The sequence below is a fragment of the Arthrobacter sp. TmT3-37 genome (genome assembly GCF_054510835.1).
In genome coordinates, this window is sequence record NZ_JBTNDU010000011.1 from 78,813 (window position 1) to 96,827 (window position 18,015).

14 protein-coding genes, 1 tRNA gene and 1 other RNA gene are annotated in these 18,015 nt (G+C 70.3%); 8 read left to right on the forward strand and 8 right to left on the reverse strand.

All coding sequences use genetic code 11. From position 1 onward, the window contains the following. Positions 1-33: 33 nt before the first annotated feature. Complete coding sequence (locus tag ACX80U_RS13705) at positions 34-3,171, forward strand: S8 family serine peptidase (RefSeq protein ID WP_459268843.1); 3,138 nt, start codon at positions 34-36, stop codon at positions 3,169-3,171. A gap of 141 nt (positions 3,172-3,312) precedes the next feature. On the opposite strand, the gene ACX80U_RS13710 is transcribed toward ACX80U_RS13705, so the two are convergent. Continuing rightward, positions 3,313-4,602 (reverse strand): aspartate kinase, encoded by a 1,290-nt coding sequence (locus ACX80U_RS13710; RefSeq protein ID WP_133080319.1) that lies wholly within the window; start codon positions 4,600-4,602, stop codon positions 3,313-3,315. Positions 4,603-4,831: 229 nt separating this feature from the next. Here ACX80U_RS13710 and ACX80U_RS13715 point away from each other — a divergent pair, with 229 nt between their 5' ends. Further along, positions 4,832-5,764, forward strand: a complete 933-nt coding sequence (locus ACX80U_RS13715) for an ABC transporter ATP-binding protein (RefSeq protein ID WP_459268844.1) — start codon at positions 4,832-4,834, stop codon at positions 5,762-5,764. Then, complete coding sequence (locus ACX80U_RS13720) at positions 5,761-6,906, forward strand: ABC transporter permease (protein WP_459268845.1); 1,146 nt, start codon at positions 5,761-5,763, stop codon at positions 6,904-6,906. Before ACX80U_RS13715 ends, ACX80U_RS13720 begins: the two co-directional genes overlap by 4 nt. On the opposite strand, the gene recR is transcribed toward ACX80U_RS13720, so the two are convergent. From recR to ffs, 4 genes are all read right to left on the reverse strand, one after another. Continuing rightward, a complete protein-coding gene (gene recR, locus ACX80U_RS13725; RefSeq protein ID WP_133080322.1) occupies positions 6,903-7,499 on the reverse strand; it encodes a recombination mediator RecR in 597 nt (198 codons plus the stop codon). The genes ACX80U_RS13720 and recR overlap by 4 nt on opposite strands. Positions 7,500-7,686: 187 nt before the next feature. Next, the gene (locus ACX80U_RS13730) at positions 7,687-11,436 is read right to left on the reverse strand and encodes a DNA polymerase III subunit gamma and tau (RefSeq protein ID WP_459268846.1); all 3,750 of its coding nucleotides are present in this window, start codon (positions 11,434-11,436) and stop codon (positions 7,687-7,689) included. After that, the gene (gene gluQRS / locus ACX80U_RS13735; RefSeq protein WP_459268847.1) at positions 11,433-12,386 is read right to left on the reverse strand and encodes a tRNA glutamyl-Q(34) synthetase GluQRS; all 954 of its coding nucleotides are present in this window, start codon (positions 12,384-12,386) and stop codon (positions 11,433-11,435) included. The genes ACX80U_RS13730 and gluQRS overlap by 4 nt, the downstream gene beginning before the upstream one ends. 31 nt (positions 12,387-12,417) lie before the next feature. After that, positions 12,418-12,513: signal recognition particle sRNA small type (gene ffs, locus ACX80U_RS13740), an RNA gene on the reverse strand. A gap of 112 nt (positions 12,514-12,625) precedes the next feature. Between ffs and ACX80U_RS13745 the strand changes: the two genes are divergently transcribed. Then, a tRNA-Ser gene (locus tag ACX80U_RS13745) sits at positions 12,626-12,710 on the forward strand. Positions 12,711-12,759: 49 nt separating this feature from the next. Here ACX80U_RS13745 and ACX80U_RS13750 read toward each other — a convergent pair. After that, entirely contained in the window at positions 12,760-13,677 is a 918-nt protein-coding gene (locus ACX80U_RS13750) for an oxygenase MpaB family protein (protein ID WP_459268848.1), read from the reverse strand. Positions 13,678-13,862: 185 nt separating this feature from the next. On the opposite strand from ACX80U_RS13750, the gene ACX80U_RS13755 reads away from it, so the two are divergent. Next, positions 13,863-14,366, forward strand: coding sequence for a glutathione peroxidase (locus ACX80U_RS13755; protein WP_133080326.1), 504 nt, complete (start codon positions 13,863-13,865; stop codon positions 14,364-14,366). A gap of 24 nt (positions 14,367-14,390) precedes the next feature. Here ACX80U_RS13755 and ACX80U_RS13760 read toward each other — a convergent pair whose 3' ends face one another. Next, complete coding sequence (locus tag ACX80U_RS13760; protein ID WP_459268849.1) at positions 14,391-15,311, reverse strand: Cof-type HAD-IIB family hydrolase; 921 nt, start codon at positions 15,309-15,311, stop codon at positions 14,391-14,393. Positions 15,312-15,397: 86 nt separating this feature from the next. Here ACX80U_RS13760 and ACX80U_RS13765 point away from each other — a divergent pair, with 86 nt between their 5' ends. The 3 genes from ACX80U_RS13765 to ACX80U_RS13775 all read left to right on the forward strand — a co-directional run bounded on the left by ACX80U_RS13765 (position 15,398) and on the right by ACX80U_RS13775 (position 17,391). Next, positions 15,398-16,327 carry a ribokinase gene (locus ACX80U_RS13765; protein WP_459268850.1) on the forward strand — a complete coding sequence of 310 codons (930 nt, stop codon included), beginning with the start codon at positions 15,398-15,400 and terminating at the stop codon, positions 16,325-16,327. 73 nt (positions 16,328-16,400) lie between these two features. Further along, positions 16,401-16,700, forward strand: coding sequence for a type II toxin-antitoxin system VapB family antitoxin (locus tag ACX80U_RS13770; RefSeq protein WP_133080328.1), 300 nt, complete (start codon positions 16,401-16,403; stop codon positions 16,698-16,700). Then, positions 16,693-17,391, forward strand: coding sequence for a LytR C-terminal domain-containing protein (locus tag ACX80U_RS13775; RefSeq protein ID WP_459268851.1), 699 nt, complete (start codon positions 16,693-16,695; stop codon positions 17,389-17,391). The genes ACX80U_RS13770 and ACX80U_RS13775 overlap by 8 nt, the downstream gene beginning before the upstream one ends. Positions 17,392-17,409: 18 nt before the next feature. On the opposite strand, the gene ACX80U_RS13780 is transcribed toward ACX80U_RS13775, so the two are convergent. Then, complete coding sequence (locus ACX80U_RS13780; protein ID WP_459268852.1) at positions 17,410-18,000, reverse strand: DUF6328 family protein; 591 nt, start codon at positions 17,998-18,000, stop codon at positions 17,410-17,412. Positions 18,001-18,015 lie beyond the last annotated feature (15 nt).

The window sequence follows — 18,015 nt, forward strand, 5'->3', positions numbered from 1 at the left end:
GGCCCGCACTTTCACGAGAGGCACTACCTTCCTATGACACAACGGAGAAAAGCCGGGCAGGGGCGCAGTACCCTGCGCGCTGCCACGGCTATCGTTCTGGGTCTGCCGCTGCTGGTGACGTCGACCGCCGTGGCGCCTGCCGCCTTCGCGGCTCCGGTGCCGGCCACCTCGGTGACGCCCCAGAAGGCACCGGCCAAGGAGCTGGACCCGGCGCAGTACCCGGACGGCAAGTACATCGTCGTGCTCGCCGACAAGCCGATCGCCACGTACGAGGGTGGTGTCGACGGGATCGCGCCGACCAAGCCCGAGAAGGGCAAGAAGCTGGACGCCGCCGCCGCGAACGTCCAGCAGTACTCGCAGTTCCTCGAGGGCAAGCAGCAGGAGATCGCCGCCGAGGAGAACGTCGAGATCAAGCGCACCTACACGGCTGCCATCAACGGCTTCGCCGCGGATCTCAGCGCCGACCAGGCGGTCGAGCTCGCCAAGAGCGACGACGTACTCCTCGTCGCTCCGGATGTCGAGAGCGCTCCCGACTACTCGAGCATCGACTTCCTCGGCCTGAGTGGGAAGAAGGGCACCTGGAAGGGCCAGTTCGGCGGCGAGAAGAACGCCGGCGCCGGCACCGTCGTCGGCGTGATCGACACCGGCTACGCCCCCGACAACCCCTTCTTCGCAGGCAGCACGGTGAAGCCGCTCAAGGGCAACTCGAAGCCCAAGGTCGGCGAACCCTACCTCAATGCCAAGGGCGAGATCGCCATGCTCAAGGCCGACGGCAGCACCTTCGTCGGCGACTGCCAGGTGGGCGAGGACTTCGACGGCAGCCTCTGCAACTCGAAGGTCCTCTCGGCCCGATACTTCGCCGATGCCTTCCTCGACAGCGTCGCCGAGGCCGACCGCGCACCGCAGGAAGTCATCTCCCCCGTGGACATCGACAACCACGGCACGCACACGGCGAGCACTGCTGCGGGCAACGCCGGCGTGACCCAGACCGTCGACGGACGGAACTTCGGAATCTCCTCGGGCGTCGCGCCGGCCGCGAAGGTCTCGGTCTACAAGGTCTGCTGGGAGGACACGGATCCCGACACGGGCGGTTGCTACAACTCCGCAGCGATCGCGGCCATCAACCAGGCCATCCTCGACGGCGTGGACGTCCTCAACTTCTCGATCTCGGGCAGCGCGACGACGACGACGGACCCCGTGTCCCTCGCCTTCCTCTCGGCGACCTCCGCGGGCATCTTCGTCGCGGCCTCGGCCGGCAACTCCGGTCCCACGGCGAGCACCGTCAACCACGGCGCTCCCTGGATGACCACGGTGGCCGCCAGCACGTTCAGCTACGAACTGCAGGGTACGGCGGAGTTCTCCGACGGCACCAAGTACCGCGGTGCGTCCATCATGCGCACGGGTGTTCCGGCCAGCCCGGTCGTCCTCGCGGCGAACGCCGCCGCTGCAGGCGCTGCGGCACCGAACCTGTGCGGACCCGGCACGCTCGACCCCGCGAAGGTCACCGGCAAGATCGTGGTCTGTGACCGCGGCGTCGTCGACCGGGCAGCCAAGAGCGCCGAGGTCGCACGTGCAGGCGGTGTGGGCATGATCCTCGTGAACCTCGTCGACTCGTCGACGGACACCGACCAGCACTCCGTCCCGACGGTGCACGTCAACGCTCCCGAGGCCCTCGAGCTCAAGGCGAAGGTCGCTGCGAACCCGTCCATCACCGTCGCCCTGAAGGCCACCGACACCACCGGCAAGCCGCTGCCGCCCGCACCCCAGGTCGCAGGCTTCTCCTCGCGCGGTCCGCTGCTCGCCACCGATTCCGACCTCCTGAAGCCGGATGTCACGGCTCCCGGCGTCGCCGTCCTCGCGGGCGTCTCCACCGTCGGCTCGAACGGCGCGCAGTTCGGCTTCCTCTCCGGCACGTCCATGGCGTCGCCGCACGTGGCAGGCCTCGCCGCGCTGGTCCTCGCGAAGAACCCCGCCTGGTCCCCGGCAACCGTGAAGTCCGCCATGATGACCACGGCGTACCCGCTGAAGACCGCCACCGGCGGCGTCGAGACCGACGTCCTCGCGGTCGGCGCAGGCCACATCGACCCCGCCACCGTCCTCAGCCCGGGTCTGGTCTACGACCAGGACGTCGAGGACTACCTCGGCTTCATCCAGGGCACGGGCGTGGACCTCAAGATCAAGGGCCTCGAACCCGTCGAGGCGAGGAACACCAACGTGCCGTCCTTCGCCCTCGGAAACCTGACCGGACGGATCGAGGTGACCCGCACCGTCACCGCCGTGACCCCCGGGCTTTACCGCGCAACCGCCGACGTGCCCGGAGTGAAGGTCACGGTCACACCGTCGGTCCTGAACTTCAGCGCGCCGGGGGAGACCCGCACCTTCAAGGTCTCCTTCGAGAACCAGAGCGCTCCCTTCGGCCAGTTCGCCGCCGGCTCGCTGACCTGGTCCGGGCAGGGCAAGAACGTCACCTCCCCGGTGGCTGTCCGGCCCCAGGCCATCAACGCACCGGCCGAGGCGGCCTTCAACTCCGCCGGTCCCGACGGCAGCGGCTCCTTCGACGTCATCTCGGGAACCAACACCCCGATCCAGATGACGCTCGAGGGCCTGTCCAAGGCCGACACGACGGCGATCGAGCTCGAGGTCGGCGCGGACGCCATCAAGGACGTGACCGTCCCCGAGGGCGCTCCGGTCGCGAAGTTCTCGGTCCTCTCGGATGATCCGACCGCCGACTTCGACATGTTGATCCTCACTCCCGCCGGCACGGTCACGCAGGTCGCGACGGCCGATGCCAGCGAGACGATCACGATCGAGGACCCGGCACCCGGTACGTACCGCGTCCTCGCCAACCTCTACGCGAGCACCGACAACCGGCCGACCACCGGCAGCATCGATGCCGTCGTCCTGGGCGCGAACGAGAACAACGCGACGCTGACGCCCAACCCGCTCGCCCTGGCGAACGGCAGCACCGGCGCGGTCACCCTCGGCTGGACCGGCCTCACCCCCGGCTCCTACGTGGGACGCGTGAGCTACGCGGGCTCGTCGACCGTGACGTATGTGACGGTCGTCGTCGACGGAGAGGGCGAGGCCCAGGCCCAGCTCCCGACCGTCAACCCGGCCGACAAGCTCCTGGAGGGCCCGCGCGAAGCGATCACCCCGACCGGGAACAAGTAGCAGCACCCGACGGATGAACAGAGAAGGCCGGTGGATCATCCACCGGCCTTCTCTGCGTCCTCGGACGGAATGCAGCGGACGGCGTCATCCGCCTCCGCCGGACAGCAACTGCGCGCAGCTGCTGTCCCGGCGCGGGGGGGACTAGCGCCCGGTGCCGGCGTAGACGGTCGCCGTGGCCTCGCCGTCGAGCTCGAAGGCCGCGTGCACGGCGCGGACCGCGGTGTCGAGCAGTTCCGCCCCCGTCACCACGGAGATCCGGATCTCCGACGTCGAGATCATGTCGATGTTCACCCCGGCGTCGGACAGTGCGCGGAAGAACCGGTAGGAGACTCCCGGGTTGGAACGCATGCCGGCGCCGATCAGCGAGAGCTTGCCGATCTTCTCGTTGTAGTCAACGGTCTCGAACCCCACACGCTCCTGGGCCTCGGCCAGCGCGGCGAGGGCCTCGGCGCCGTCGACGATCGGCAGGGTGAAGGAGATGTCCGTGTGTCCCGAGCCGTGGGTCGACACGTTCTGCACGATCATGTCGATATTGGTGTTGGCACCGGCGACGATCCCGAAGATCTCCGCAGCCTTGCCGGGGATGTCGGGCACACCGACCACGGTGACCTTCGCTTCGGAGCGGTCGTGGGCGACACCGGAGATGATGGGCTGTTCCAAGGGTTCTCCCTCTTGAATCTTGATCTGGTCATCGGGGCTGGGCAGGACCCATGTGCCCTCGTTGTGGCTGAAGGAGGAGCGGACGTGGAGGGGGACGCCGAAGCGCCGGGCGTACTCGACGCAGCGCAGGTGCAGGATCTTGGCGCCGGACGCGGCCATCTCCAGCATCTCCTCGCTCGAGATGGTGTCGATCTTCTGCGCCGACGGGACGACGCGCGGATCGGCGGTGTAGACGCCGTCGACGTCCGTGTAGATCTCGCAGACATCGGCGTCGAGCGCTGCCGCGAGCGCGACGGCGGTGGTGTCGGAGCCGCCGCGACCGAGGGTCGTGATGTCGTTGCTGTCGCGGCTCATCCCCTGGAACCCGGCAACGATCGCGATGTCACCCTTCTCGATGGCGGTCCGGATACGGTGCGGGGAGACGTCGATGATGCGGGCCTTGCCGTGGATGGCGTCGGTGATCATGCCGGCCTGGCTGCCGGTGAAGGACTGGGCGGACGCTCCGATGCCATGGATGGCCATCGCGAGCAGTGCCATGGAGATGCGCTCGCCCGCGCTCAGGAGCATGTCCATCTCGCGCGCATCCGACGCCGTGGAACTCACCTGGCCGGCGAGGTCCAGCAACTCGTCCGTGCTGTCACCCATCGCGGACACGACGACCACCACGTGGTGGCCCGCCGCCTGCGTCTCGACGACGCGCCGCGCCACGCGTTTGATGCCCTCGGCGTCGGCAACCGACGACCCGCCGAATTTCTGCACTATGAGGCTCATGCACTCGCTCACTGATGAAGGGCGACGGCGGGGGGACCTGCCGCGCCGGCTGTTGACGGGCGGCGGCACCGGCGCCTCGAGGACGGGCGTCCATGACCCGACACCCGTGCAAGTGTAGCGGCGCGGCCGTTACCGGCTCAAAGTGTGGGTCCGAATAAGAACAGCGATCCGCGGAGGAATTCGTGCCCGTCGCGGGTCCCATCGGGCGGACGTCGCATACCCTCGGACCATGACCAACGAACGTGGGGGAATCGTTGTCGAGGGGGTCGCCCGGAGCTTCGGCTCGGTGCAGGCGGTCCGCGACATCGATTTCGAGGCTCCGCCCGGGGAAGTGACCGCACTGATCGGTCCGAACGGCTCCGGCAAGACGACCCTGATGCTGATGATGGCGAGCCTCCTGGCCCCGGATCGCGGGACGGTGCGGGTTGCGGGATTCGATCCGGTCACGCAGCCGGCGCAGGTGCGGAGCAGGGTCGGTTGGATGCCGGACACCCTCGGCGTCTGGGAGTCACTCACGGCACTCGAAGTGCTGACCACGATCGGGGCCCTGTACGGCATGGGTGCCGCCGACCGTTCGCGTCGCGCGGAGGAACTGCTGGTCGCGGTGAACCTCACCGAGTTCGGCCGCCGACCGGCGCGCGTGCTCTCCCGCGGCCAGCAACAGCGGCTCAGCCTGGCCCGTGCGCTGATCCACGATCCGGAGGTCCTGCTGCTGGACGAGCCCGCGTCCGGTCTGGATCCCGGATCCCGCGTGGAACTGAGGTCGCTCCTGCGCTCGCTCGCCGCCGGAGGCAAGACCGTCGTCGTCTCGAGCCATGTGCTGTCGGAGCTGGACGAGATCGCGGACCGTGCCGTCTTCGTCAGTCGCGGACAGTCGGTCAAGAGCCAGACGCTCGACGAAGCCGGCAGCCAGATGCGCCGCTACTACGTGCAGGCGGAACCGATGTCGGCGCTCGCCGCCGCCCTGCAGAGCTACGGGGTCCGCTACGAGACGCGCGGGGACTCACGGCGCGAGGAGTTCCTCGTCCAGCTCGGCAGCACCGCGGAGGCATCCTGGCTGCTGCGCACCCTGGTGATGGGCGACGTCGTCGTCACCGCCTTCGCCCCCGCCGGCGGGGCGCTCGAGGAGACCTACATGAGCCTGGATACGGACAGACGATGAGCACAGTGACCGAACCATCGACCCCGCAACCCGTCCGGAGCACCACCGGCCTGACCTTCTGGTCCGCCGTCCGCACCGTGTTCTCCCTCGAGATGCGGCAACGCCTGCGCGGCAAGGGCTGGTACTGGATGCTCGGCATCTGGTTCGTGGTGATCGGCTTCATCTTCGTCCTGGCGACCGGCGTCCTCGGCACCACCGACAACGAGGGCGGCATCCTGTTCGACCTGGTCGTCGGGTTCGTCCTGCTGTTCGGCCTGCTCGTCGCCCCGGGATTGTCCGCCAATGCCGTCAACGGGGACCGGGCCGGCGGAACGCTGGCGATCCTGCAGGTGACCCTGCTGACGCCGGGTCAGCTGCTCACCGGGAAATGGCTCGCGTCGTGGGTGGGTTCGCTGGCTTTCCTCGTCCTGAGCTGCCCCTTCATCTTCTGGGCACTGGCCCTCGGCGGGGTGAACGCGCAGGAGGCCATCGTCTCGCTCCTGATGCTGGCCGTGGAACTGGGTGTCGTCTGCGCGATCGGGGTCGGGGTCTCCGCGCTGGCGAACCGTCCGCTGTTCTCGATCGTCAGCACGTACATGCTGGTGGCGCTGCTCGCGATCGGTACGGTGATCGTCTTCGGGCTGAGCACCACGCTGGTGATGGAGGAGCGGACCATGACGACGTCCTACTACACCTACCCGGAGAGCAGTCTCGACGCTACGGGCACTCCCGATCCGGGCGCCGAGATGGAGTGCGTCACGCAGACGAGTCAGGGCATGATCCCGCACACCGAGTACATTGCGTGGCTGCTGGCCGCCAACCCCTTCGTGGTGGTTGCGGACGCCGTTCCCTACAGTGTCGAGGACCTTCCCGAACTCGATCCTGCGACCGACGCGGCCGGCCTGCCGCAGGGCGGCCCGTACTACACCCCGGGCATCATGGAGACAATCAGCCAGGGCGTGCGGGCCGCGCAGGCCGGTCCCGACGTCGAGCAGTCGTGCGAGGAGCTGGCGGAGTCGCTCCGCCCGCTTCCGCAGGAGACGCCGATCTGGCCGCTGGGCCTCGGCCTCCAGATCCTGCTCGCCGGGGCGCTGCTCCTCATCGGGCGGCGCAGGCTGACCATGCCCGCCAAGCGCCTCGCCCAGGGCACGCGCATCGCCTAGGACATGGCGCGGCGGCCCTCGAACGCCCGGCCGAGGGTCACTTCGTCGGCGTACTCGAGGTCCCCGCCGACGGGCAGGCCCGAGGCGAGTCGCGTCACAGGGATCCCGATCGTCTTGAGCATGCGCACCAGGTAGGTCGCCGTCGCCTCGCCTTCGAGATTGGGGTCGGTGGCGATGATGATCTCCTGGATCTGCTCGTCCGTGAGGCGTGCGAGGAGTTCGCGGATGCGCAGCTGATCGGGACCAACGCCGGCGATCGGGTTGATGGCTCCGCCGAGGACGTGGTATCTGCCGCGGAAGGAGCGCGTGCGCTCGACGGCGATCACGTCCTTCGACTCCTCGACGACGCAGATCATGGTCGGGTCGCGGCGCGGGTCGCGGCAGATGGCGCACTTCTCCTGCTCCGCGACGTTGCCGCAGATGGTGCAGAACTTCACCCGTTCCTTGACCGTGGTGATCGCCGTGACGAGGCGTTTCATGTCCTCGCCGTCGGCTTCCAGGATGTGGAACGCGAGGCGTTGCGCCGATTTCGGGCCGACGCCGGGCAGGCGTCCGAGCTCGTCGATCAGCTCCTGGACTGCGCCTTCGTACACGGTGTTTCCTCTTCTGAATCAGGTGGTGGTGCCGGTGTCTCCGACACCGGAGCCCGTCGCCGCAGGACCCGGAGGAGGGGCGGCAGGAGGGTGTCCCTCCATTGTCCGCCCTGCACGGGGCCGGTCCGTCCGGAAGGACGTTCCCGCGTTACGCCCTCAGCGTTCCCGGATCGGCTCGGGCGGGATACTACTGGCCGTCGACGCCGCGCTCCTCGATCAGGCGTCCGTTGAGGATGCGCTCGATCGCCGTCCGGCCGACGAGCCCTGATTCCTCGATGGTCTCGTCGTCCGCACTGGGCTCGTCGTCGACGAAGCGCAGGTCGGCGGCGCCCCGGGTGGCGGCGGCTTCCTCGGCGCGCTTCCGCTCGGCTTCGTCCAGCAGCTGCTGGTAGCGACTGACGGGCTTCTGACGGATGTTGTCCGCCGACGTCGGCCGATCCGGTGCCACTGCGGCGCCCGTCGTGCCGGCGGGTGCAGCGCCGACGGCGGACGGCGCGGTGTGCCCGGACGCAGTTGCGGACGTGCCGGCAGCGGCGGCGGTACCGATGAAGCTCGGGACGGCAGCGATGCCGCCGGGGCGCGCGACGCCTGTCGCACGGCCTGCGGCGCCGGGCCCCTCCAGCGACGTAGGCGTGCCACCGGTGGCCTCCGGGTCGCCCGTCGGTCGGGTCGTCGTGGACCCGCCCGCCGGCGGATTCGACTCCACCGACGGACTCCACACCACCGAGCGGGACGCCGCGGCCGCCGGCACCCGGTCCGCAGTGGGGCGTTCAGGCGTGGGAACAGGGCCGCTCATGGCACCGCCCGACGCCCCCGGTTGCGCCGGTGCGGGCGTCGTGCTGCCCCGCGTCCTCGTCGAGCCGGTCCGGGCCGGTTCGGCAGGACCGCCCGGCCGCGCCGGGCCCTGTCCCGTCGGCGACGGGCTCCTGCGCTCGGACGGGTCCTCCGGCACCGAGCCCCAGTCCGGTCCAGGATCGAAGGCCTCCTCCGGTGGTTCGACGAGGGCCCACGAGTCGTCGGACATGGACGGATCCCACGCGCTGGTGGCTTCGGGTTCTGTCTCTGTCCGGCCGTCACGCGCACCTCGGGCTCCTCCTGCTGCGCGTGAGGTGGCGGGACCGTCGGGTCGACGGACGGGCGCCTGCCCTCCTGTGGCGGCGGGGGTCGCGGGACCGTCGGGTCGACGGACGGGCGCCTGCGCCGGTGCACGGGGCGGCGACTCCGGAGCCGCGCTGCCGGTCCGGGAATGCCCTGATGAGCTGTCGGACGTGGGGCGCGCTCCGGTGTCGGAGGTCCCACTCACGGCGGGCGCGGGCGCGGGAGCGGGAGCGGATGCGGTCGCAGGAGCCGCCGGCCCCCCGGGCATTCCGACGGCACCGGCGGGACCGGTTCGTGCCGGGCCGCCCTCGGCTACGGTGACGCCGACCGGCGCGGACGCCGTGGGAGCATCGGGTCCTGCCGGACGAGTCGGCTCGGAAGTAATGGAAGCAGCGGGAGGAACGGAAACGGCGGGAGCAGCGGGAGCCTGCGGCGGAGTGCTACCGGTGCTGCCGCCGTCGTGGTGGACGTCCTGCGAACCGCCGGCGGTCGTCGTCGGGCCCTGCGAACGGTCGGGCGAGGGCGTGGCGGGACCGCGGCCCGGGTTACTGGCCGGGGCCGCCTGGCTGCTGGGTACTTTTGGGCCCGACTCACCCGACCCGCCGGCATCGTGCACCGCTTCGATGGAACAGGTCAGGCCGAGCACCTTGTGGATGGCCTGTTTCAGGTTGTCCATGTGCGGCCCGCGCTGGAATCCGATCGCATTGCCCTGGTTGGCGAACGCGAGGACCAGCTGGTTGCCCTCGAAGGACCGCGGTTTCGCGGAGACGTTGACGATGAGCCAGGTCGCGCGCTTGATCCGTGCGACTTCGTCCATGATCTCGGGCCATGCCCGCCTGACCATCTCGACGTTCCCGCCGGAGGCGGCAGGCTGTCCCTGCTGGGGTGGCTGGGCGCGACGAGCCTCCTGCGGCTGATCCGCCGAGGGTGTGGGCCGCTGCTGTGCAGGGCCTGCGGGCTGCCGGCCACCGGCGGCCGGAGTCTGCTGAGGCCCGGCTGCACCGTCCTGCTGCCCGCGGTCGGCGACCGGCTGCCCCTGCCGGGGCATCGTGTGCTGCTCCCCGGTGGCCGGCCCGGACTGCGTCGGTCGGGTAGCGGGGGGCGCAGCGGCAGCGGACTGCTGCGTCGACTGGGTGCCGGTGGGCGCAGAGTCGACGGGTTGCTGCGTCGGATGGGTGCCGGCGGGCGCAGCGGCCGCGGGCTGCTCGTTGACGGCGGGCTGGGTCGGGTCGCCTCGACCCGTCTCGACACCGGTCCCGGGACGGGCAGGATCCTGGGTGCCGGTCGAGGGGGCCGGAGCCCCGGCGTCCTGCCCTGCCGATGGCTGGGGCTGTCCCGGCGTGCGCGCGGGTCCGGCTGCTGCGGGCTGCTGCGCAGGTGCGGGGTCGGCGAACGCGGTGTCGGTCGAGACGCCCCAGCTTCCGCCCCAGTCGGGTGACGGATCCTCGCCGGCCGGGCGTGCCGGCTGGATTCGGGAGGCGGCGGGCACGGCCGGGGTGTGGGCTCCGGGAACGGCTGCCGGGGCAGCGGCGGCCGCGGCACCCGTGTCCATCGCGGGGAGGGACCAGCGGGCGGCGGCTTCCTCAGCGGTGCGGGGCACGCCCTCGAGCCGGGGGCGGGCGGGAGCCTTCGGTGCCTCGTCCACCTCGGGCGATTCGGCGGTGGGCGCACCTGCGGCGTACTCGAGGCGCCTCTCGATGCGGTCGACACGGGCGAGGGTACCCCGCTCGGTGGCGTCCGCTGCGGGCAGCAGGAGCCGCGCACACAGGAGTTCGAGGTGCAGGCGCGGCGATGTGGCACCTGTCATCTCGGTCAGCGCGGTGTTCGTGACGTCGGCCGCCCGCGAGAGTTCACCCGCGCCGAGCTGGTTCGCCTGGGTGCGCATGCGGTTGAGCTGGTCGTCGGGCACGCCCCGGAGGATCGAGGCGGCACCCTCGGGTACGGCGTTGATGACGATGAGGTCCCGGAACCGCTCGAGCAGGTCCTCGACGAAGCGGCGGGGGTCGTGCCCCGTCTGGATCACGCGGTCCACGGCGTTGAAGACCGTCCCGGCGTCGCCCGCCGCCACCGAGTCGACGACGTCGTCGAGGAGGGTCGCATGCGTGTAGCCGAGGAGGGAGACGGCCAGCTCGTAGTCGAGTCCACTCTCGCTTGCGCCCGCCATCAACTGGTCGAGGACGGAGAGGGAGTCACGGACGGAACCGCCACCGGCGCGGATGACCAGGGAGAGCACGCCGGGGGCCACGGGCACGTTCTCCTGGTGGCAGAGCTGCTCGAGGTAGGCCAGGAGCGGTTCGGGCGGCACCAGCCTGAACGGATAGTGGTGCGTCCGCGAGCGGATGGTGCCGATGACCTTGTCCGGCTCCGTGGTCGCGAAGATGAAGAGGATGTGCTCCGGCGGCTCCTCGACGATCTTGAGCAGCGCATTGAAGCCGGCCGAGGTGACCATGTGGGCCTCGTCGATGATGAAGATCTTGAACCGGTCGCGGACGGGGGCGAAGGTCGCGCGCTCGCGGAGATCCCGGGCGTCGTCCACGCCACCGTGGCTGGCGGCGTCGATCTCGATGACGTCGAGGCTGCCCGAGCCGTTACGGGCGAGTTCCACGCAGCTGTCGCACGTGCCGCAGGGCGTGGAGGTGGGGCCCTGCGCGCAGTTCAGGCATCGGGCGAGGATGCGGGCGGAGGTGGTCTTGCCGCACCCGCGGGGGCCGGAGAAGAGGTAGGCGTGGTTGATGCGGTCCTTGTCGATGGCCGCCATCAGGGGTTCGGTGACATGCTCCTGGCCGATGACGTCCGCGAAGGTCTCGGGACGGTAGCGGCGGTAGAGGGCTGTACTCACGAAGAAACCTTATCGGTTGGTGCTGACGGTTTGCATGCCGGTGCGGCGGAGGCGGGAAACAGCGTGGCGGGGTCCACAATCCACGGCTCGTCGGGCAGCCGGTCGGGGTCGAAGGCGGCCAGGGCCGCCTCCAGCGATCGGCCGGGAAGGCCGAGGGACGCCAGGATCACGGCCAGGACCCTGGCGGGGGTCCAGCCCAGGCCGGCGAGGTCCTCCAGCGTCACGGCGCCGTCCCGTTTCGCCAACCGGCGCCCCGCCAGGGAGACCGCGAGGGGCACATGGGCGTACACGGGGACGGGCAGCCCGAGCAGGGAGGCGAGGTAGGCCTGGCGGGGCGCGGAATCAAGCAGGTCGTCCCCCCGCACCACCTGGTCGATGCCCTGCGCGGCGTCATCGACCACCACGGCGAGGTTGTAGGCGACGACGCCGTCGTTCCGTCGCAGCACGAAATCGTCCACCGGAGCGGTGACGTGGCCGGCCAGCAGGTCCTCGACGGTCCACGACCCGACGCCGGACCGCAGACGCAGCGCGGGTGGGCGCTGCGCACGCAGGACGCTCCGCTGGTCCTCGCTGAGGCTGCGGCACGTGCCGGGGTAGAAGCCCGGCCGGGCATGGGGGGCGCTCGCCGCCTCGGCGATGTCCCGCCGCGTACAGAAGCACTCGTAGACGAGGCCCTGCCCGGCCAGGAGGTCCAGCGCCGCCGCATAGCGGCCGGCCTGCCCACTCTGCCGGATGACCGGCGCGTCGGAGACGAGACCCAGTGCGGCCAGCTCGGCCAGCTGATGCTCCTCGGCTCCGGCACGGACACGGTCCAGGTCCTCGACGCGGACCAGGAAGTGCCGACCCGTGGAGCGGGCGAACAGCCAGGCGAGGACGGCGGTGCGGAGATTGCCGACATGCAGCCGGCCGGAGGGGCTGGGAGCGAACCGTCCGGCGCCCTGGTGTGCCACCGCTCCGACCTCCCGCTGCCGCCGTGCTTAAAGTGAAGACCCCCCATGCACCTGCCAGAGCCCGCTTACCCTTGCTACCTTCCGGTCCTGGGGGAGTTCACAGGATGACACCACATGAGGGGCCGGGAAATAGTCTACACAGTCGGAAGGACGGCTTTCGACCCGACGACACAGCCCCGCGGACGGCACGATTCGGCAGGATCCACTTGTATGGGTATTCTGGTATCTGCTCCAAATGAGGAGGATTCGCCTAGCGGCCTATGGCGCACGCCTGGAACGCGTGTTGGGTTAACGCCCTCGGGGGTTCAAATCCCCCATCCTCCGCCTTGTTGCTCCAACAGCAGGACCCCGGCCCCGGCCGGGGTCCTGCTGTTTAACGCGCCGTCGTGCCGGCGGATCCGCCCAGCCGGCGGATCCGGGTCTTCGCGGCCTTCTCCGCGGGCCCTTCGGGTCCGAGCCCCAGCCGGATCACGCCGAGCACGAGGCGCACCGCCGTCCGGATCGGCAGGCGGACCGGTCCGAGCGAGGGGACCCGGAGGCCGAGCAGCTCGCGGTGCCTGGGGTCGAGGGTCGCGACGGCTCCCGCGAACAGCACCTGGTACCCGAGGCGCTGGGACCGGGGGAGCGGAGGACGGCGGATGTAGGTCAGGGCCTCCTGGACCTGTTCGCTGTCGGTGAGCTCGGCGTCGAACGCGGCGAGTTGCGATGCGAGCTCCGCCTCGGACCGCGGCGGATCCTCGAGGCCCATCAGTTCGCCGGCCTGCGCCCACTCCGCGACGTACTGGTCCGCTCCGCCCGGGATGGATCCGCCGTAGGCGGCATGGGAGGCCACGAAGGCATCCGTGAACGCGAGGTGCACCCACCGGATGAGGTCGGGATCGCCCGCCGAATAGGGCCTCTCCTCGCCACGGCTGTCGAGATACGTGCCGTTCACCCTCGTATGCAGCCTCTGCACGAAGGCCGAGCCGTCTTGAGCCGCCTCCGTGGACCCGTACGTCACCGTGAAGATCCAGCGGATGGTGTTCGCGAGCCGGCCGAGCGGCTCCTCCCGGAAGCCGGAATGCGCATGCACACCCGCCATCGCCCCGGGGTGGAGCGTCTGCAGCAGGAGCGCGCGGATGCCGGCGACGGTCGGCGTCATCGAGCTGTGCACCGTCCAGACGGCCGAGTCCACCGGGAAGTACCCGACGTCGTCACCCTTCTCGAATTCGAACTGCCACTGGGGGATCGCCGGATCGCCGTCGGTGAAGGTGGTCCGGAGCTGCAGCTTCCACGTGTCGATCAAACCCATGCGACGACCTATCCTGTTGGGAACCGCAGCCGATCCGGCGGGCGGTGTGCGCGGCCTCCTCGGCCGTCGTTGCTTCCAACGTCTCCCCGGGCGCATTTGCTCCTGCCTCCCGCATCATCGGGCAGGCAATCCACGCGGCGGGGCTGAACGAAGCAGGATCACGACCACCTACCAGGGAGCAGCCCATGTCCTCGTCCGGCCTGTACGGGATCGACCTCACCATGAACGACGGCAGCAGGAAGACCTTCGGCGATTTCCGTGGACAGCCCGTGCTGGTGGTGAACGTCGCCTCGAAGTGCGGCTTCACCCCCCAGTACGCGGCCCTCGAGGAGCTGTACTCCACCTACGCCGAGGCGGGGCTCGTGGTCCTCGGGATGCCCTGCAACCAGTTCCTGGGACAGGAACCGGGGAACGACGACGAGATCGCCGAGTTCTGCTCGACCACGTTCGGCGTGACGTTCCCGCTCCTGACCAAGGGCGATGTGCGGGGCAAGGACCAGCACCCGCTGTACCGGCAGCTCACGGAGTTCAGGAACGGGGTCCTGCCCGGGCTCGTGAAGTGGAACTTCGAGAAGTTCCTCGTGAACCGCGACGGCGAGGTCGTCGCCCGCTTCGCGCCGACGGTGGAGCCCGGCGCCCCCGAGGTCATCGCGGCGATCGAGGACGTCCTGGCGCGGCCCGCGGCCTGACAAACCTCCGCCCGGGACGAGGCGTCAGCCGAGCGAGGCGACGCAGCGTGCGAGGAAGGCCGCCCCGGCCTCCTCGTGGACGAGCCGGCCCTCCGTCATGACCTCGTAGGGCTTCACGGGCACCCCGTCCGCAGGGCGGACATCCACGTGCGCGACGTCGAAGCCCTGTTCGTGCAGGTAGTCGGCCATGGCGTAATCGGTGCGGGAATCGCCGACCGTCCGCCAGGTGGAGGGCACCTCCGTGAGCGGTGCGACGAGGGTCAGGGCACGCTCGGCACCGAGGTCCTTGCCCACACGCACCGACTCGATGTCCGTGGAGATGATCGTCGGGTCCACGCGGTAGTCGATGTCCCCGTGGCTGTTCGGCTCCTCGCGGTCCAGCCGGCACGCCCCCATGTCATGGCTGTGCAGGATGTCGAGGGCGTCGTCGTCGAACAGGCGCTGGCCCTCGAGGTAGGCGGCGTTCGTGGCGTCGAGGGACTGCTCGACGGACACCATGGACAGCTTGGTCTCGTCGAAGAACATCAGGTCCGCGTACTTCTCCTCGACGAGGTCCCGGACGTCGTCGGCGAAGCTGGTCGGCAGCGCGAGCTCCCGGTCGACGAAGACCTGGCCGGCGCCGTCGGCCGTGAAGGAGAACCAGGTGGCCCCCTTCTCGCAGACCGCGTGGAAGGTGACGCCGGACGGGATCCCCACGGCGAGCATCGGCTCCATGACCTGCTCCCGGATGAAGGCGTCGGAGCGGCCCGTGTTGAAGACGACCGGCCAGCCCGCCGAGGCGAGGGTGAGCAGGTCGGCGATGATCCCGGCAGGAACGGTGCGCGTGACGGGGCTCGCGACGGGGCCGTCGACGTCCAGCAGGAGGCCCTGGACGGGCACCCCGTCACGGGGACCGGGAACGGCGGGGGCGTCGGGCAGCAGATCGATCGGGGCGTCCGTAGGCATGACCCCATTATGTTCCCGGGCCGCATGCTCCTTCCATTCGTGTCCCTGCGCCCGCCCGGTGACCGGGGTCGTGGAAGACTGCGGGAATGATTCCAGGCAGCTCCCAGGGCATCACCGTCGTCGGGTCCATCAATGCAGACCTCGTGGTCACCCTCGAACGGCACCCGCGGCCGGGCGAGACGGTCCTGGGCCGCTCCATGACGGTGCTGCCCGGCGGCAAGGGCGCCAACCAGGCGGTCGCAGCTGCGCTGCTCGGCGCCGAGGTGACCATGATCGGCGCCGTGGGCGGCGACGCGTATGCCGAGGTCGCACTCTCCGCCCTGGCCGATGCCGGCGTGGACCTGCAGTCTGTCCGGCGGACCGGCGGAGGCACGGGTGTCGCGGTCGTGGAGGTGGCCGACGACGGCGAGAACACGATCGTGGTGCTGCCCGGCGCCAACGCCGAGGTGACTCCCGAGCTCGTCGGCGCATCCTCGGCTGCCATCCGCGAGGCGGCCGTCGTCGTGGTCCAGGGTGAGCTGCCCGCGGAGGCCACCGAGGCTGCGGTGAGGTCGGCCTCCGGTCGCGTGATCGTCAACCTGGCGCCCGTCATCGCCGTCGATCCCGAGGTGCTCCTCCGCGCCGATCCGCTCGTCGTCAACGAACACGAAGGAGCCCTGGTCCTCGCGCAGGCCGGGGGTGGGAGGGCGCCGGACCACGAGGGCGTCGTCACGGGCCTCCTCGCCCGGGGGTTCGCCTCGGTGGTGATGACGCTCGGCGCGGCCGGCGCCCTGGTGTCGGACGGCGGCGCCGTCCGGGCTGCCCGAGCCCCGCACGTGCGCGTGGTCGACACGACGGGCGCGGGCGACGCGTTCGTCGGAGCGCTCGCCGCTCGGCTCGCAGTCGGGGACCGGCTCGAGGAGGCCGTCCGGTTCGCGGTCCGGGTGGGGTCGTTCGCCGTGCAGCGCCCCGGCGCACAGCCCTCCTACCCGTCGGCCGACGACCCGCTGCCGGCACTCCCGCATCCCGAGCCGTAACCTTTCGGCCACGAGTTGGCGCGGAGGAGGGCCCCACATTCCATTGGCCCGAGCAATTACCTAGGCTGTAGCAGTGATCTTCAAAGCAGTAAGTGACGGCCGGCCGTACCCGGAGCACGGACACGTGACCCCGAAGGACTGGGCGGAGGTCCCTCCCCGGCAGGTGCGGCTCGACGAACTCGTGACCACCAAGACCACCCTCGACCTCGAGGCGCTCCTCGCCGAGGACTCGACCTTCTTCGGTGACCTCTTCCCCCACGTGGTGCAGTGGAACGACGTGATGTACCTCGAGGACGGCCTGCACCGCGCCGTCCGGACCGCCCTGCACCAGCGGACCATCCTGCACGCGAGAGTCCTCGTGCTGCATGACTGAGGAGGGTTCGCCGCGCGAGCGGCGGGCACAGGCCAGACGTGATCCGACCGAGTGGCACGGCCACCGGATCGTCACCGAGACGGACCTCGGAGCCGTCTTCGTCGAGGACGACGCCGAGCGTCGCCATCGCGCATCGGTGCGCAGGATCCGCCACGGGGTGGTCCTCGTGCTCCTCCTGGGACTCGTCACCGCCGCCGTCCTCGTGGCACTCGCCCTCGCGCGCGGCGACATCAGCATCGGTTCCCCGGCCCCCGCGCCGGTTCCGACGTCGACGTGCCCGGCCGGGCCGTTCGACTACCAGGACCCGAGCGCCATCACGGTCAACGTCTACAACAGCACCACCATCGACGGACTGGCCGGTACCGCGGCGGGGCAGTTGCGGGAGCGCGCCTTCGCGGTCCGCGACATCGGCAACCGGGAGATCGGCCCCACGGGCATCACGGCGATCATCGTCTCGGGTGAGGGCGGCCGCGCGAATGCCTTCACCGTGCAGCGCACCATCCCGGACTCGACCTACGTGGCCGACGAGCGCGAGGACAGGTCGGTCGACGTCATCCTGGGTTCCTCCTTCGAGGGCCTGGTGCCGCCCGAAGGTGTGGACATCACTCCCGCGGGGCTGACCTGCGCACCCGAGGAGGGGGCCACGTCCACGCCCACTCCCGCGCCGGCCCAGGCGCCCGCCGGCGGGTAGGGAGCAGGCGCACGGCGGTCAGTCGCGGTTCCGCAGCGCACGACGGCGGACGGCCAGCGGGTACACGACCCACAGCAGCATCACCACGAGCAGGAGCGACGCTCCGACGACGAGACCCGCCGTACGATCCACCACGAGGTCGAAGATGAGCCAGGCGGTACCGGCGAGCACGAGCCCCACGAGGGCGATGGTCATCCGGATGATCGCAGCGGTGTGCTGGACGAGGGTGGACTTCACGCGCAGGCCGAAGAGCACGCGGTGCAGGTTGACGGAGGACAGCACCAGGGCCGTGATCAGGGCGGACAGGCAGACCAGGCACAGGTAGACCGCCACCTGCACGTCATCGAGTTCCTCGAAGCGGCTCTGGAACGGCAGAGTCAGCAGGAAACCGGTCAGGATCTGGATGCCGGTCTGCATGACGCGCAGCTCCTGCAGCATCTCCTGCCAGTTGCGGTCGAGGCGCTGGTTGAGGCTCTCCCCGCGTCCGTCGTCGTCCGCCGGCCCCTCCTGACGCTGCGTCGGCGAGCCGGTGGAGGCTACCCCGTCCGCGCGGTGCGGCGCACGCGCAGCCGAGGCGCCGTCGGACGCCGGTCCGGGCGTGGTACCCACGGAGTCCGCCCGTCC